General features: G+C 71.3%; 3 protein-coding genes and 1 pseudogene. 3 read left to right on the top strand and 1 reads right to left on the bottom strand.

From position 1 onward, the window contains the following. Positions 1–165: 165 nt before the first annotated feature. Entirely contained in the window at positions 166–1,911 is a 1,746-nt protein-coding gene (locus OEJ37_RS15650; RefSeq protein WP_263344789.1) for a cyclic peptide export ABC transporter, read from the bottom strand. 272 nt (positions 1,912–2,183) lie between these two features. Between OEJ37_RS15650 and OEJ37_RS15645 the strand changes: the two genes are divergently transcribed. The 3 genes and pseudogenes from OEJ37_RS15645 to OEJ37_RS15635 form a co-directional block, all read left to right on the top strand. Then, positions 2,184–11,855: a non-ribosomal peptide synthetase gene (locus OEJ37_RS15645; protein ID WP_263344787.1), complete on the top strand. Its 9,672-nt coding sequence runs from the start codon at positions 2,184–2,186 to the stop codon at positions 11,853–11,855. A 9-nt stretch (positions 11,856–11,864) separates the two neighbouring features. Beyond that, on the top strand, positions 11,865–16,859 hold the full coding sequence (locus OEJ37_RS15640; protein WP_263344786.1) for a non-ribosomal peptide synthetase: 4,995 nt from the start codon (positions 11,865–11,867) through the stop codon (positions 16,857–16,859). After that, positions 16,849–17,131 (top strand): annotated as a pseudogene (locus OEJ37_RS15635) (N-acetyltransferase); the annotation flags it as partial. The gene OEJ37_RS15640 and the pseudogene OEJ37_RS15635, both read left to right, overlap by 11 nt.

Raw genomic sequence — 17,131 nt, 5'->3', positions numbered from 1 at the left:
CGCGGTGGTTTATCGGCACGGATAGTGCTGTTTTGACGGGCAGGGCTTGATGGTCGATTGCTCCTGCCTTTCCTTGTCGCCGCTCGTCAGCAATATTTCCTTCCGAACCGAACATCGCCGACGCGTTGCCATTGCGGGCGCGTCGGCGATCGATTCATGAATGGCTTACACGCTCAGCGCATCGACACCGTCCTGAGCACGCAAACGCGCCGGCATCGTGTCGCTGACGATGCGCCCGTTGTCGAGCTTCAACAGCCGGTCGGCGAGATCGAAATAGCGGTCGTCGTGCGTGATCACGATCACGGCCTTGCCGCGCGCGCGCAGCTCGGGCAGCAGTTGTTCGTAGAACACGGCCTTGAACGACGGGTCCTGGTCGGCCGCCCATTCGTCGAACAGGTAGAACGGCCGGTCTTCCAGATACGCGACGACGAGCGCGAGCCGCTTGCGCTGCCCGGTCGACAGCGCGCGGGTCGAGAACGCGCCGTCGACCACCTTCACCTTGTGGTCGAGCGCCAGCTTCGCGACGAGCGCGTTCGCCCGCGCATCGGCCTGCGCGCGGGCCGGATCGTCGGGATCGACGATGCCGAGCAGCGCATCGAACAGGTGGAAATCGTTGAACACCGCACTGAAGCGCTGCCGGTACGCTGCCCGCTCGCGCCAGCCGATCGGGCGGCCATCGACCTCGATCGTGCCTTCCTCGGGCTCGTAGAGCCCCGTCAGCACCTTCGCGAGCGTTGTCTTGCCGCTGCCGTTGCCGCCGACGATGAACACGAGCTCGCCCGGCTTGATCGTCAGGTCGATCGGCCCGATGCTGAACATCCGTTCGTCGCGCTCGTGGAAATACGCGTGCGTGACGCCGCGCAACGTGACGGCGCCGGCCGGCGGCACGTCAGGCGCGTCGGCCGCCGGCGGCACCGTGCGCAGCGCGCCGAATTCGGCCATCACGCCCTCGATCCGCGTGAGCGACACGCGTGCCGCGTTGACGGTCGGCAGGTTGTTCAGGAGCCCGTCGAGCGGCACGAGCATGAACAGGAACACGACGACATAGCCGGCCGCCGTGCCCGGATCGGCATGCACGCCGAGCTGCGGCCAGAACGACGCCACGCCAAGGAATACGTAGAACAGGAAGATGATCCAGCCGACGCCGACCGCATACGCGCTGAACGCGCGGCGGCGGTGGTCGCGTACTTCGCCGATCGCGGCGCCGAGCTGGCCGTCGACGAACTGGCGCGCGCGCGCATCGTGCAGCTTCAGTTCCTTCGCGCCGGAAAACAGCGAGCCGAGATAGCCGAACAGACGGTCCTGCGCGTGGCCGGCCGCTTCGAGCGACGCGATCGCGCGGCGGTCGCCGGTGTGATAACCGAGCGAGCCGGCGACGATCGCGGCCAGCGCAAGCACGCACACGGGCCACGACAGCCACGCGAGATAACCGAGGCAGCCGAACACGATCGAGCCGTGCATGACCAGGTTCGGCAGCGCGAAGAACAGCATCGACACGTTGGTCGCGTCGTCGGTCAGTACCGACTGCACGGGTGCCGCGCCGATCCGCTCGATGTCGCGCAGCTCGGCTGCGCCGACGCGCCGCGCGAGATGCACGCGCAGCCGCGCCATCGTGTCCTGCGACAGGCGCGCGAACAGCGTGCCCGACACGATCCGCGTGACGAGCGCGATCACAGCGCACAGCGCGAAGCGCCACGCGAGCGACGCATCGGCCGTGCCGGGCTGCGAGAGTGCGCGGTTCAGCGTCGCGACGAGCAGCACGCTCGCGACGCCGTTCAGCACGCACGCGGTAAGCGCCAGCGCGAGCGACGCGCGGCTTTCGCGCAACAGCGCGAGGATCAGGCGCGCCGCGGGGCGGGCGGGCGAGGCGTCGAGGGACGGCGGGGAAGAAGGCTCGTGGGCAGCAGTCATCGGCAACGTCGGTAAAGGGAAGGCAAGCGAATACGCGGAAACGAAAAAGTCGATGCGAAAGCGGTGGGCGGGGGCGGGCCCCGTTCCGGCTTTCCTCCCTGATAGACGAACGGGCCGCGCAAATATTTAGCAGCGCGTGCAAAAAAGACGATCACGCACGCTTTGAGCGCGAAACGGTAAAAAATCGGCCGCGCCGTTCGTCACACCAGTGAAGCCGCCCCAAGCGGCCCCGAGACTTGGCCGAAGCGGCCGGACCGAAGGACTTCACGCACATGACGAGTTTCCCGACTGCGCTGCATCACCGAATCCGCGAACTGGCGCGCGTCGCGCCCGACGCACCGGCAATCGCCGTACCTTTCCAGAACGACTTGCGCCTGTCGCGCGGCGCGCTCGACGCGCGTGCGTCGCGGCTGGCCCGGCAACTGCGCGCGGCCGGCGTCGGCGCGGAAGTGCCGGTCGGCGTCTGCGTCGAGCGCTCGTGCGAGCTGTTCGTCGCGCTGCTGGCCGTGCTGAAGGCGGGCGGCGTGTTCGTGCCGCTCGATCCGCTTCATCCGGCCGCGCGCCTCGACTGGATCGTCCAGGATGCGCAACTGCGGCACGGCATCGTCGACGAAGCCGGCCGCGCGGCGCTCGGCGCGCCGTTCGAACACGCGTTCGACGCGGCAGCGGAAGCGGCGGGCGAGCAGGACTTCGCTGCCGATGACGAAGACGCGCCCGTGCACCCGCGTGCGGCCGCCTACATGATCTATACGTCGGGCTCGACCGGCACGCCGAAGGCGGTCGTCGTCGAACACGGGCCGCTCGCCGCGCATTGCGACGCGCTCGCGGCCGCGCTGCCGATCGACGCGGGCGACCGCCTGCTGCATTTCGCGTCGGTCAATTTCGACGCCGCTCATGAATGCTGGCTCGCGCCGCTCGCGATCGGCGCCAGTATCGTCGTGGCGCCGCCGCAACCGTTCGCGCCCGACGCCGCGCATGCGTTGATGGTGCGCGAATCGGTCAACGTCGCCGCATTTCCGCCTGCATACCTGCGGGAATTCGCGGCTGTCGCCGCGCGCGACGGCGTGCCGCCGGCATTGCGCGTGCTCGCGTTCGGCGGCGAAGCGCTGCCGCAGCAGGCATTCGAATTCGTGCGCCGCACGTTCCCGTCGGTACGCCTGATCAACGGCTACGGGCCGACCGAGGCCGTGATCTCGCCGATGCTGTGGCCGGTCGAACCGGGCGAGGCGCCCGTGCTGGCCGCCGACGACACGTATGCGTCGCTGCCGATCGGCCGCGTGATCGGCCCGCGCGTCGCGCGCATCGACGGCGGTGAGAGCGACGGCGTGGGTGAGCTGCTGCTCGGCGGCGTCTGCATCGCGCGCGGCTATCACGGCCGCCCGGCGCTGACGGCCGAACGTTTCATTCCCGATCCGGACGGCGAGCCGGGTGCGCGTGTCTACCGCACGGGCGATCTCGCCCGCCTGCGTGACGACGGCGCATTCGACTATCTCGGCCGCCTCGACGACCAGGTCCAGGTGCGCGGCGTGCGCGTGGAACCCGCGGAAATCGCCGCGTGCCTGCGCTCGCATCCGGCCGTGGCCGACGCGGCCGTGGTTGCCGAAACCGGCAACGGGCCGACGCGGCTGATCGCGTGCGTCGCGCTGCGCGCGGCGGCCGACGATGCGGCGCTGAAGGCGCACGTGGCCGCGCAATTGCCGGCGGCATGGCAGCCGCACCGGTTCGTGCGCTGCGATGCGCTGCCGTATACGTTGAACGGCAAGATCGACCGTGCCGCGCTGCGCGAGCGGATTGCCGCCGCGCGCGACACGACGCAAGGTGCCGGCGACGCGCCTCGCACGCCGACCGAGCAGCAGCTCGCAGGCCTCTGGCAAACGCTGCTCGGCCTCGACGCCGCGCCGTCGCGCGACGACCATTTCTTCGCGCTGGGCGCCGATTCGCTCGCCGTGATGCAGATGCAGGCCGCGATTCGTGCCGCATCGCGCGTGAACCTGCGGCTCGATACGCTGTTCGCCGATCCGGCGCTCGCGGAACTGGCCGAAACGGTCGATCGTTCGGAACGAGAGACAGGCGAGCCGCTGGCCGCCATTTCCGCACGCCGCGCGACGGCCGACGCGGCCGCATCGGGCGCACCGCATGTCGACCGTGCGGCGTCGCTCGCGCAGCAACGTTTCTGGGTGCTCGCGCAAACGCGTGACGCGAGCGCCGCGTATCACATCGCCGCGCACTGGACGATCGACGGCACGCTCGATCGCGACGCGCTGCAGCGCGCGCTCGACCACGTGATCGGCCGGCACGAAGCGTGGCGCACGACGCTCGTCGACACCGACGACGGCGTCGTGATGCAGCGGATTCATGCGCATCTGCCGGTGTCGATCGCCGCTATCGACCTGCGCGACCAGCCGCCGGCCGCGCGTGATGCGCAAGCCGCGCGCCTCGCCGAGCGCGATGCGGCCGAACCGTTCGATCTCGCACGCGGCCCGCTGCTGCGCGCGACGCTCGTCGCGCTCGCCGACGACCGTCACCGCCTGCTGCTCACCGCACATCACGCGATCACCGACGGCTGGAGCTCGCGCTGCGCGTTCGACGAACTGTCGGCCGCGTACCGCGCGTATGCGGAAGGCCGCGAACCGTCGCTGCCTGATCTGCCGATCCAGTACGCCGACTACGCGGACTGGCAGCGCGACATGCTGGCCGGCGGCGAGGGCGAACGCCAGCTCGACTATTGGCGCGGCGCATTGCGCGACGTGCCGGGCCCGATCGCGCTGCCGGTCGACCGTCAGCCGGGCGCCGCGCGCACGCTGCAGGGCGCACGCGTGTCGCTGCGCCTGCCCGACGCGGTCGCGGCCGACGTGCGGCAACTCGCGCGCGACGCGCAGGCCACCGTCTTCACGGTGCTGCTGGCTGCACTCGATGCGTGGCTGTCGCGCCTGACCGGCGAAACGGACGTCGTCGTCGCGGTGCCGGTCGCGCATCGCCAGCGCGCTGAAACGCGTGCGTTGCTGGGGCTGTTCCTGAACACGGTTGCGCTGCGCGTGCGCGTGGCGCCGACGCTGCCGTTCCGCGCACTCGTCGACGCGGCACGCACGGCGGCGCTCGACGCGGTCGCACACCAGGACGTGCCGTTCGAGCGTGTCGTCGATGCGGTGAAGCCGCCGGTCAAGCGCGGCGACGAATGGCTGCGCGTGAAATTCGCGCAGCAGTTCGACGCGCGGCACGACAGCGTGCTGCCGGGCGCGACCGCTGTTGCCACGCCGGGGCCCGATCTGGCCGCGCGTTTCGACTTCGCGCTGGATTTCACCGACGACACGAACGGGATCGAACTGGTCGCCGCCTATGCGACTGACTGCATCGACGCGGACACCGCACGCGCGTGGCTCGACAGCTATGCGGCGCTCGTCGGCGCGGCCGCGCACGATCCGCAACGCATGACGGCCGCGCTGCCGTGCGACGCATCGGCCGCCTCGCGCCAGCCGCGCGACGGCCGTGCGCTGTGCGTCGAACATGCCGACATCGTCGCCGCGTTCGCGCGACAGGCCGCCGCGTATCCGCATCGCGTCGCACTCGCCGATGCGTCGGCGTCGCTGACGTTCGCCGAACTCGACGACGCGTCGAACCGCATCGCGCGCGCGCTGACACAGCGTGGCGCGGCGGCAGAAGCACCGGTCGTCGTCTGCATCGAACGGTCCGCACGCTTCGTCGTCGGCCTGCTCGGCGCGCTGAAGGCCGGTGCGCTCGCCGTACTGCTCGATCCCGCGCAGCCGGCCGCACGACTGGCCGCGGCGGCAGCCGACTGCGGCGCGCGCTGGGCGCTCGTCGCGGATACGGCCGCGTGGCCGGCCGGCATCGACGCTCAGCCGCTCGACGTCGACACGCTCGCACAGGACGCGACGCTCGCGCATGCGGCCGGCGTGCGCGTCGCACCGCATCCGGAACAGGGCGCGTACCTGATCTATACGTCGGGTTCGACCGGCACGCCGAAGGGCGTCGTCGTGTCGCACGGCGCACTGGCCGACTACGTGCAGGGAATGCTCGACGAACTCGCGTTCGCGCCGGACGCGTCGTTCGCGATGGTGTCGACCGTCGCGGCCGACCTCGGCCACACGACGCTGTTCGGCGCGCTGTGCGCGGGTCGCGCGCTGCACCTGCTGCCGGCCGCATGTGCGTTCGATCCCGACCTGTTCGCGGACGAGATGCGCCGCCGCGACGTCGGCGTGCTGAAGATCGTGCCGAGCCACCTGCAGGCGCTGCTCGACGCGCGCGTGCCGGCCGACGTGCTGCCGCGCCACGCGCTCGTAACGGGCGGCGAAACGCTCACGTGGGCGCTTGTTGCGCGCCTGGCCGCGCTCGCGCCGGCCTGCCGCGTGATCAATCATTACGGGCCGACCGAAGCGACGGTCGGCGCGATTGCGTGCGATACCGCATCGATTGCCGCCGATGCGCGCGATCCCGCGAGCGGCGTGCCGCTCGGCCTGCCGCTGCCGAATGCGCGCGCGCTGGTGCTCGATGCGTTCGGCGCATGCGTGCCGGCCGGCGCAGCCGGTGAGCTGTATCTCGGTGGGCCGGGCGTCGCGCGCGGCTACCTCGGGCGTCCGGCACAGACCGCCGAACGCTTCGTGCCCGATCCGTTCACGCCCGGCGCGCGGCTGTATCGCACCGGTGACCGCGTGCGCTTGCGCGTGGACGGTCGTCTCGCGTTCCTCGGCCGCATCGACGACCAGGTGAAGATTCGCGGCTACCGCGTCGAACCGGGCGAGGCGAGTGCGGCCGTGCGCGCGGCCGGCCCGGTCGCGCAAGCCGAAACGCTCGCGATCGAGCATGACGGCCGCCTGCGGCTCGCGACCTTCGTCGTGATGCACGACGGTGCGGTATTCGACGAAGCCGCCATGCGCGCGGCGCTAGCCGCGAAGCTGCCCGACTACATGGTGCCAGCACAGTTCGTCGCGCTCGCGCGCCTGCCGGTGACCGCGAACGGCAAGATCGATCGCGCGGCGCTGCGCGAACTGGCGGCCGCGCCGGTCGCGCTTGCGTCCGGCGACGCGCCGCAGGGCGCCGTCGAAACGGTGCTCGCCGAAGTCTGGCAGGCCGTGCTGAAGGCGCCGCAGGTCGGCCGCGACGACAACTTCTTCGAACTCGGCGGCGATTCGATCCTCGTGCTGCAGGTGATTGCCCGTGCGCGCAAGCGCGGCGTGCGCTTTACGCCGAAGCAATTGTTCGACGGTCCGACGGTGGCTGAACTCGCGCGTATCGCGAAGACCGATGACGCGGCCGCCACTGCACAGCCTGCGATCGCGGTTGCAACCGCGGCGGCGACGCCGGCTGCCGCACCAATCCTGACACCGGCGCAGCAGCGCTTCTTCGCGCTCGACGTCCCGCATCGCGGCCACTGGAACCAGTCGGTCGCGTTCGACGTGCGCGGGCCGTTCGACGCGGACGCGTTCGCGCGCGCATTCGATGCGTTGCTGACGCATCACGATGCGTTCCGCCAGCGCTTCGCGCGCGGTGCTGACGGCACGTGGCACGCGAGCGATGCCGCGAAGCCGTACGATGCGCTGCCGTTCGTCGAAGTCGCCGCACGCGACGAAGCCGACGCGCTCGCGCGTTTCGATGCGTTGCAGCGCCGTCTCGATCTCGGCCGCGGGCCGCTCGCCTGCGCGTGCGCGGCACGGCTGCCGGACGGTTCGGCGCGGCTCTATCTGGCGATTCACCACGCGATCGTCGACGGCGTGTCGTGGCGCATCCTGCTCGACGACCTGGACACGGCCTACCGCGCCGCATGCGACCGCACGCCGGTCCGGCTGTCGCAACCGGGCCTGCGCGCGGACGCATGGGCCGCACGGCTCGCGCGCGCCGCGACGGAACCGGCATCGCCGTTCGCGGCCGAGGCCGCGTATTGGGCCGGGATGGCGCAGGGCGCCGACCTCGTGCCCGATCACCCCGACGCAGCGGCGACGAATGCCGATGCAGCCGTCGTCATGCAGACGATCGACGCGGCATTGACGCGCGCGGCGCTGACCGATGCGCATGCGGCCTATCGCACGCAGACGATCGAGCTTCTCGGTGCCGCACTCGCGCTGGCGCTGTCCGGCGCACGCGGCGGCGGCGCATCGTGCCGCATCGAACTGGAAGGACACGGCCGTGAGGCGCTGTTCGACGATGCGGACGCGAGCCGCACGATAGGCTGGCTGACGAGCCATTACCCGGTGACGCTGCCGGTCGAAGCGACCGCGAGCGACACGCTGTGCGCGGTCAAGGACACGCTGCGCGCGGTGCCGCACAAGGGGCTCGGCTTCGGCGTGCTCGCGCACTACGGCGATCCGGCGACGCGCGCGGCGCTGGCCGCCGTGCCGCGCCCGCGCGTCACGTTCAACTATCTCGGTCAGTTCGACGCGCCGCGCGACGCGACGCTCGTGCCGCGCTTCGGCGGCACCGGCATCGAGCGCGACCTTCAAGGGCCGCTCGGCAATACGCTCGCGATCCACGCGTACCTCGATATGGACCGCGACGGCGCGCGCACGCTGAAAGTGCACTGGGTCTATGGCGCGCCGCAGTTCGAGCGCGCGACGATCGACGCGTTCGCCGAACGCTTCGCGGCCGCGTTGCGCGAGGTCATCGACGCGTGCGCGTCGCGCGTCGCGCATCGCGGCGGCGGCGCGACGCCGGGCGATTTCCCGCTCGCGCAGGCCGCCGGCCTCACGCAGGCCGCGATCGAACGTAAGCCGCTCGACTGGCGCTCGATCGACGATGTATATCCGCTGTCGCCGATGCAGCAGGGCATCCTGTTCCATGCGCTGTTCGCGCCCGGCCACGCAAGCTACGTGAACCAGCTCGTCGCGACCGCGACCGCGCTCGATGCCGAGCGTCTCGTCAACGCGTTCGACGCATCCGTCGCGCGCCACGACATCCTGCGCACGAGCGTGATGCCCGACGAAGCCGCGCCGCTGCAGTGCGTGCATCGCCACGCACGGATGCCGGTCGAGCAGCTCGACTGGCGCACGCGCGGCGACACGCTCGACGCCGATTTCGATGCGTGGCTCGCGGCCGACCGCGCACGCGGTTTCGACTGGCGCGAGCCGCCGCTGATGCGGCTCACGCTGATCCGCGTGACGGACGATGCATGGCGCGTCGTGTGGACGCGTCACCACGTGCTGCTCGACGGCTGGAGCACCGCGCGCCTGCTCGCGGACGTGCTGCGCGACTATCGCGACCCGGACGCCGTGTCGCCGTTCGCGAGCCGCCCGGCGCTGCGCTATCGCGACTTCATCGCGTGGCTCGGCACGCGCGAGCGCGATGCCGACGAACGCTTCTGGACCGAGCGCCTCGCGCGGCTCGACGCGCCGACGCTGATCGCGGAACGCGCGGCAGACCGCGCCGATGCCGACATGGTCACTTGGCGCGCGACGATCGATGCGGACGCGATGACGCGTGTCGCGCAGACGGCGCGCGTGCTGAAGCTGACGGTCAACACGCTGGTGCAGGGTGCGTGGGCGCTCGCGCTGCAGCGGATGACGCACCAGCCGGCCATCGCGTTCGGCGCGACCGTCGCGGGCCGCCCCGATGCGCTCGCGGATGTCGACACGGTGCTCGGTCTCTTCATCAATACGCTGCCGGTCATCACCGCACCTGCGCCGCAGCAACGCGCGGCCGACTGGCTGCAAACGCTGCAGCGCGAGAATGCGGCGGCCGCCGAGCATGCTCATACGCCGCTCGCCGACATCCAGCGCTGGGCGCGCGGCGCGGGCGGCGCACTGTTCGACACGCTGGTCGTGTTCGAGAACTACCCGGTGGACGACACGGCGCACGACGCCGATCCGCGCGCGCTTGCATTGAGCGGCGTGCGCAGCATCGAAGCGACCGATTTCGCGCTGACGCTCGTGATCGAGAACGGCGCCGAAATGACGATCGACTACGGCTACGACACCGCGCGAGTCGATGCGCGGCAGGTCGAGACCTGGCACCGTGCGTTCGCGTGCGCGCTCGATGCGCTGGCCCGCACGCCGGATGCGCTGCTCGGCGCGCTGTCGATCGCGGACGACGCGACCCGAGACGCACTGGCGCTTGCGCAGGACACCGCAAAGTCATGGCCGGTCTCGCAACGGCAGCCGCTGCATCTGCAATTCGCCGATGCGGCGCACGCGACGCCCGACGCGATCGCACTCGAATACGCGGACGTTCACGGCGGCGTGCATCGCGCGACCTATCGCGAACTCGACGTCGGCACATCGCGCATCGCGACCGCGCTGCGCCGGCGCGGCGTGCGGCCCGACACGCCGGTCGCGCTGTGCGTCGAGCGCTCGTTCGACATGGTGATGGCGCTCGTCGGCGTGCTGAAGGCCGGCGCCGCCTACTTGCCGGTCGATCCCGACTATCCGGCCGAGCGCATCGCGTACCTGCTGCGCGACGCGCGGCCGGCCGTCGCGATCACGCAGGCCCATCTGCGCGAGCAGGTCGAGGCCGCGCTTGGCGACGGTTCCGCGACGCAGTTGCTGACGGTTGCGGACCTGCTCGCCGATGAAGCGGCGGAGCGTGAAGAAGCGCCCGCAGGCGAGACCATCGACGACGCCCGACTCGCGTACCTGATCTACACATCGGGCTCGACCGGCAAGCCGAAGGGCGCCGGCAACACGCACGGCGCGCTCGCGAACCGGATCGCGTGGATGCAGCACGCATACCGTCTGACGCGCGACGACGTCGTGCTGCACAAGACGCCGTTCGGCTTCGACGTGTCGGTCTGGGAATTCGTCTGGCCGCTGGCGATCGGCGCGAAGCTCGCGATCGCCGCGCCCGGCGACCATCGCGATCCGGCGCGTCTCGCGGCCGCGATCCATGCGCACGGCGTGACGGTGCTGCATTTCGTGCCGTCAATGCTCGCCGCGTTCGCCGCGTATCTCGACGATTTCTCGGCCGCCGCGCAATGCGACAGCGTGCGCCTGATCGTCGCGAGCGGCGAGGCGCTCGCGCCCGAACTCGTCGCGAAGATGGCGCGGCTGCTGCCGAAGGCGACGCTCGTGAACCTGTACGGGCCGACTGAAGCCGCGATCGACGTGTCGCACTGGACTTGCGGCCCTGACGACGCGAACGCGGCCGCGGTGCCGATCGGCCATCCGATCGCGAACCTGCAACTGCACGTGCTCGATGCCGCATGGCAGCCGGTGCCGGCCGGCGCGACCGGTGAACTGTATCTCGCGGGCGCGGGCCTGGCGCGCGGTTATCTCGGCCGCCCGGCACTGACCGCCGAGCGCTTCGTGCCCGATCCGTTCGTGCCGGGCGCACGCATGTACCGCACGGGCGACCTCGCACGCCGGCGCGCCAACGGTGCGCTCGACTATCTCGGCCGCGTCGACACGCAGGTGAAGCTGCGCGGCCAGCGGATCGAGCCGGGCGAGATCGAGGCGCTGCTGCGCGCGGCGCCCGGCGTGAACGATGCGGTCGTGATCGTGCGCGACGAGCAATTGATCGGCTATGTCGCACGCGGCGACGCGGGCCCGCTCGACCGCGCGGCGCTGCTCGACGCGTTGCGCGCGCAACTGCCGGCCTACATGGTGCCGTCGCAACTGATCGAGCTCGATGCATTGCCCGTCACGCCGAACGGCAAGTGCGACCGCCATGCGTTGCCCGCGCCGGTGCGCGAAGCGGCCGAAGCCGTCGAACTCGCGACCGATACCGAACGCGCGCTCGCGGAGATCTGGCAACGCGTGCTGCACGTCGACGCGATCGGCCGCGATGGCGATTTCTTCCTGCTCGGCGGCCATTCGCTGCTCGCGACGCAGGCCCACGCGCAGGCGAACCTGCACTGGGGGCTCGCTCTGCCGCTGCGCACGCTGTTCGACACACGCACGCTCGCGCGCTGCGCGGAAGCGATCGACGCGGCCTGCGCGGCGCGCGGCGCGACCGATGCGGCGAGCGCGATCGATGCGCTGCTCGGCGAACTGGAAACCCAATAAGGACGACGGATGACGAAGGTTCAACCCGACTGGCTCGCGCTCGCGACGCGTTTCGCGCAACTGCCCGACGCGCAGCGCGCGGTCTTCATCGACAAGCTCGGCGCGGCAGGCATCGACTTCCGCGTGTTGCCGATACCGCCGCGCACGCCGCGCGGCGATCGTGTGCCGGCGTCGTTCGCACAGACGCGGCTGTGGCTGCACGCGCGGCTGATCGATGCGCCCGATGCGTATCACATCACCGAGCGGCTTGCGCTGACGGGCCCGCTCGACGCGCATGCGTTGCGTCTTGCCTGCGACGCGCTGATCGCGCGTCACGAAGCGTTGCGTACGACCTTCGACGAGGCGCAGGACGGTGTCGCTCAAACGATCCATGCGCCGTTGCGCTGCCCGTGGCGCGAAACCGATCTCGAAGCGCTGCCGGACGCGCAGCGCGCCGCGCGCGCGGAGGCCGTCGCGACGGCCGACGAAGCCGAGCCGTTCGATCTCGGTACGCCGCCGCTCGTGCGCGCGCATCTGGTCCGTTTCGATGCGACGCACCACTGGCTTGCGCTGACCGTGCACCACATCGTGTCGGACGGCTGGTCGTCGGGCGTGATGCTGGAGGAACTCGCGGCGTTCTACCGCGCGTATGCGTCCGACAAGCCGGTGCCGCTCGCGCCGCTGCCGATCCAGTATGCCGACTACGCGCTGTGGCAGCGCCGCTGGCTCGACGCCGGCGAACGCGACCGCCAGCTCGCGTTCTGGCGCGAACGGCTCGATCCGCAGCGCGGCGTGCTGATGTTGCCGGGCGCGGCGGCACGGCCGGCGCGACGCAGTGCGCGCGGTGCCCGCCATGTGTTTTCGCTCGACGGGCGCGTCGGCGCGCAATTGCGTGCGTTCGCGGCCGCGTCGGGCGCAACGCCGTTCGCGGTGTTGCTCGCCGCGCTCGATGCGCTGCTCGCGCGCGCGACCGGCGATGCGCGGATTTGCGTCGGCGTGCCGGCTGCAAACCGCGAACGCGCGGAAGTCGCCGGCCTGATCGGCTTCTTCGTCAATACGTTGGCAATCGACGTAGACGTGCCTGCGCACGGTGGTTTCTCGTCGCTGGTCGCACGCACGCAGCGCGCGCTCGTCGACGCGCAGATGCATCAGGACGTGCCGTTCGAGCAGGTGGTCGACGCGCTCGGCGTGCCGCGCAGCGCGAGCCACCATCCGTTGTTCCAGGTGATGGCCGCGTATGGCGAGCGCCGCGCGCTGCCGGCGCTCGGCGCGGCAGCGGCCGCGTTGCTGCCGTCCGGCACGCCGTCCGCGAAATTCGATCTCACGCTCGCCGTCGAGGCAACGCCCGACGGTACGTTCGACGCCGCGTTCATCTATGCGCTCGACCTGTTCGACGCCGATGCGATCGCACGGCTGGCCGCGCGCTTCGTCACGCTGCTCGCCGATGCGCTCGCGCGGCCCGACCTGCCGGTCGGCGATCTCGACTGGCTGCCCGCCGACGAGCGTGCACAGCTCTTTGCGTGGAACGCGCCGGCGGGCGCAACCGAAGCCGAACCGTTCGTGCCCGTGCATGCGCGCATCGCCGCACATGCGCACGCGCGGCCCGACGCACGCGGCGTTGCCGATATCGATCGTGCATTGACGCGCGGCGAAGTCGATGCACGCGCGGCGCGCCTCGCGCGTCATCTCGTTGCGGCAGGCGTGCGGCCCGAGATGCGCGTCGGCGTCGCGCTGCAGCGCTCGGTCGACCTGCTCGTCGCGCTGATCGCGGTGCTGAAGTCCGGCGCCGCGTTCGTGCCGCTCGATCCGGCCCATCCGCGCGAACGGCTCGCGCAGATCGTCGGCGATGCGAGCATCGCGCACGTGCTGACCGACGGCGCGAGCGCTGCGTCGTTGCCCGAGCTGCCGGAACTGCGCGTGTGGCGCGCCGATGAAATCGATGCGCTCGACGAAGCCGCTGGCGTCGCGCTGCCCGACGTGCTGCAGGGCCATGCCGCCTACGCGATCTACACGTCGGGTTCGACCGGCAAGCCGAAGGGCGTGATCGTCGACCATGCGTCGTTCGCGCTGCATTGCGCGGCGATTGCCGAGCGCTACGGCGCGGGCGAGAACGACGTGTTCCTGCTGTTCCAGTCGGTCAACTTCGACGGCGCGCACGAAGGCTGGTTTTCGCAATACATGTCGGGCGCCGCCGTGTCGGTGACGGCCGACGTGCTGTGGCCGCCCGCGCAGACCTGCGCGATGATGGTCCGCGACGGCGTGACGATGACCTATGTGCCGCCCGGCTGCGCCGCGCAGCTCGCCGAATGGGCGCTCGCCCACGGCGCACCGCCGACGCTGCGTTCGCTGACCGTCGGCGGCGAGGCGACGTCGCGCGAGGCGTTCGCGATGCTGCGCCGCGCGCTGCCGAACGTGCGCGTGGTCAACGGCTACGGCCCGACCGAGACGGTCATCACGCCGACCCTGTGGATGTTCCGGCCTGGCGACGATCTCGCGACGCTCGGCGACGCCGCGTATCTGCCGATCGGCACGCTGGTCGGCGCACGCACCGCGCACGTGCTCGACGAGCGGCTGCATCCGCTGCCGGTCGGCGTGATCGGCGAACTGTATCTGGGCGGCGAGGGGATCGGCGTCGCGCGCGGTTATCTCGACCGCCCGGCGCTGACGGCCGAGCGCTTCGTGCCCGATCCGTACGGCGCGCCGGGCGCGCGCCTGTACCGCACCGGTGACCTCGTGCGGCGCCGCGCGGACGGCGTGTTCGACTTCATCGGCCGCGTCGATCATCAGGTGAAGCTGCGCGGATTGCGCATCGAGCTCGGCGAAATCGAGGCGCAGCTTGCCGCGCACGATGCGGTGCGCGAAGCGTGCGCGGTCGTGCACGGGCAGGGCGCGCTTGCGCAGCTCGTCGCGTATGTCGAACTGACCGCCGATGCACAGGCGGCCGCGCAGCCCGTCGAAGCCGCGATGCTCGACGCGCATCTGCGCCGCACGCTGCCCGACTACATGGTGCCCGCGCAACTGATCGTGCTCGATGCGCTGCCGCGCAACGCGAACAGCAAGGTCGACCGCGCGCGGCTGCCGGCGCCCGTGCGCGTCGAACGTGCGTACGAGGCACCGCACGACGGCGACGAAGCCGCGCTTGCCGCGATCTGGTGCGACGTGCTGAATCTCGAGCGCGTCGGCCGCGGCGATCACTTCTTCGATCTCGGCGGCCATTCGCTCGCCGCCGTGCGCGTCGTGACGCGCGTGGCCGAACGGCTCGGCCGCGACGTGCCGGTGCGCGCGCTGTTCGAGGCGCCGGTGCTCGCGCAGTACGCGCTGCAGGTGGCCGACGCGCCGCGCGCCGCGCATGCGGGCGCTGCGGCGCCGGGCGCCGCGGTGGTCAAGCCCGACGCAAACGGCGTGTGGCCGCTGTCGCCCGCGCAGCTCGGCCTGTGGTTCCTGTGGCGCGCGCAGCCGGACAGCGCCGCGTACAACATCCCGGTCGCGCTGCGCGTGCGTGGCTCACTCGACATCGATGCGCTGCGCGCCGCGTTCGCCGACGCGGCGGCCGTGCATCCGGCGCTGCGTGCGCGGCTCGTCGCGCGCGACGGTGCGCTGCCGGGCCAGCGGATCGATGCGGCGCAGCGGGTTGCGCTGCCGGTAGTCGACCTGTCGGCGCAACCCGATGCGCTTGCCCGCGCGGCGGCGTTGACCGCCGACGATGCGCTCAATCCGTTCGACCTCATGGCCGATGCGCTGCTGTGGCGCGCACGCGTGCTGCGGCTCGGCGCGGACGACCACGTGTTGTCGGTGACGATCCATCACATCGTGTCGGATGGCGAATCGATCGAGCTGTGGCTCGATGCGGTGCGCGTACGCTACGTCGCCCGCGTGCGCGGCGGCGATGGGCCGCTCGACGAAGCCGTCCAACTGACTAACCAACTGGTCGTACCGCTCGTGCTGCCCGCACCGTGCCATCCGGCTCGCGTCGGCTACTGGCGTGACGCGCTGGTCGATCTGCCGGCGCGCGTGCTGCCGCAGCGCACGGACGCGCCGGCCGTGCCGCAATGGCGCGCGGCACGCATCGCGTTCGAATTCGACGCGTCGCTGATCCGCGCCGCGCGCGACGCCGCATCGGCCGCGCACGCGACGTTGCCGATGCTGCTGCACGCAGCGCTCAACACCGCGCTGTTCCGTGCGACGGGTGCGACCGACCAGCCGGTCGGCGTGCTTGCGTCGACGCGCGAGCTGACCAGCGACGCGGCACGCGAAGCGCTCGGCCTGTTCATCAATTCGGTCGTCGTGCGCACGCGGATCGACCCGGCCGCGCGCCGTGCGGACGTGCTCGCCCAGGTGCGCGATACGGCGCTCGCCGCGTATGCGCATGCCGACGTGCCGTTCGCCGACGTCGTCGCGGCGCTGCGCGCGCCGCGTGCCGCGCAGGCCAATCCGCTGTTCCAGGTGATGTTCAACTACCTGCGCCCGACGGGTGCGGCCGCACGCGACTGGGCCGGCCTGTCGCTGGCGGAATTCGACGACGTGCGCCATCGCGTCGTGTTTACGCTTGAACTGGACGTCGTCGAGCATCCGGACGGCCGCGTGAGCGCCGCGTTCTCGTATGCGGACGAACTGCTCGACCGCGGCTTCGTCGATGCGCTCGTCGATGTCTATCACGACGAAGTCGCGCGCTTTGCCGGCGCGTCGGAGGCGGCGCTCGGCGCGCCCGATGCGTGTGTGGTCGCGGATGCGGCCTTCGGCGCGCAAGCAAGCGGGGAAATACGGACCGACGCACCGTCACACGCGGCTGCCGCGCTCGCGGCGCTGTGGTCGGACACGTTCGCGACGGCCGCGCCCGAGCCCGGCGCCGACCTGTTCGAAGCCGGCGCGACGTCGTTCGACGTCGTGCGCTTCGTCGACGCGGCCGTCCGCGCCGGTCGCGCGCTGACGGTCGCCGACGTGTTCGCGTCGCCGACGCTCGCGGCGCTCGGCGCGCGGCTCGATGCGTGCGCGGAAACAGGACAGGAGGAACGCCATGCTGGCTGAAGTGCGTCCGGACGGATTCACGATGCCGGATACGTGCCGCCTTGCGTTCGCGGACGGGCTGTTCGCCTTGCGCGACGGCACGGAGATCCGCGTCGCGCAGGGCGACGGCATCGGCGCGCAGTTGCTGCGCGCGCAACTTGCGGACGACGGCGCGCTGCGCCTCGTCGCGTACAACCATCGCGCGACGCCGGCCGACCAGCGGCGCGCGCTGCTGGCCGCGCTGTCCGCGGCGTTTTCGGACGGCGCGCACCACGCGGCGATCCGGCTCGACC

This window comes from Burkholderia sp. BKH01 (genome assembly GCF_025685725.1).
Classification (GTDB): Bacteria; Pseudomonadota; Gammaproteobacteria; order Burkholderiales; family Burkholderiaceae; genus Burkholderia; species Burkholderia pyrrocinia_C.
The sequence above is the reverse complement of the archived record's forward strand: the minus strand, read 5'-3'. Positions and strand labels throughout refer to the sequence as shown.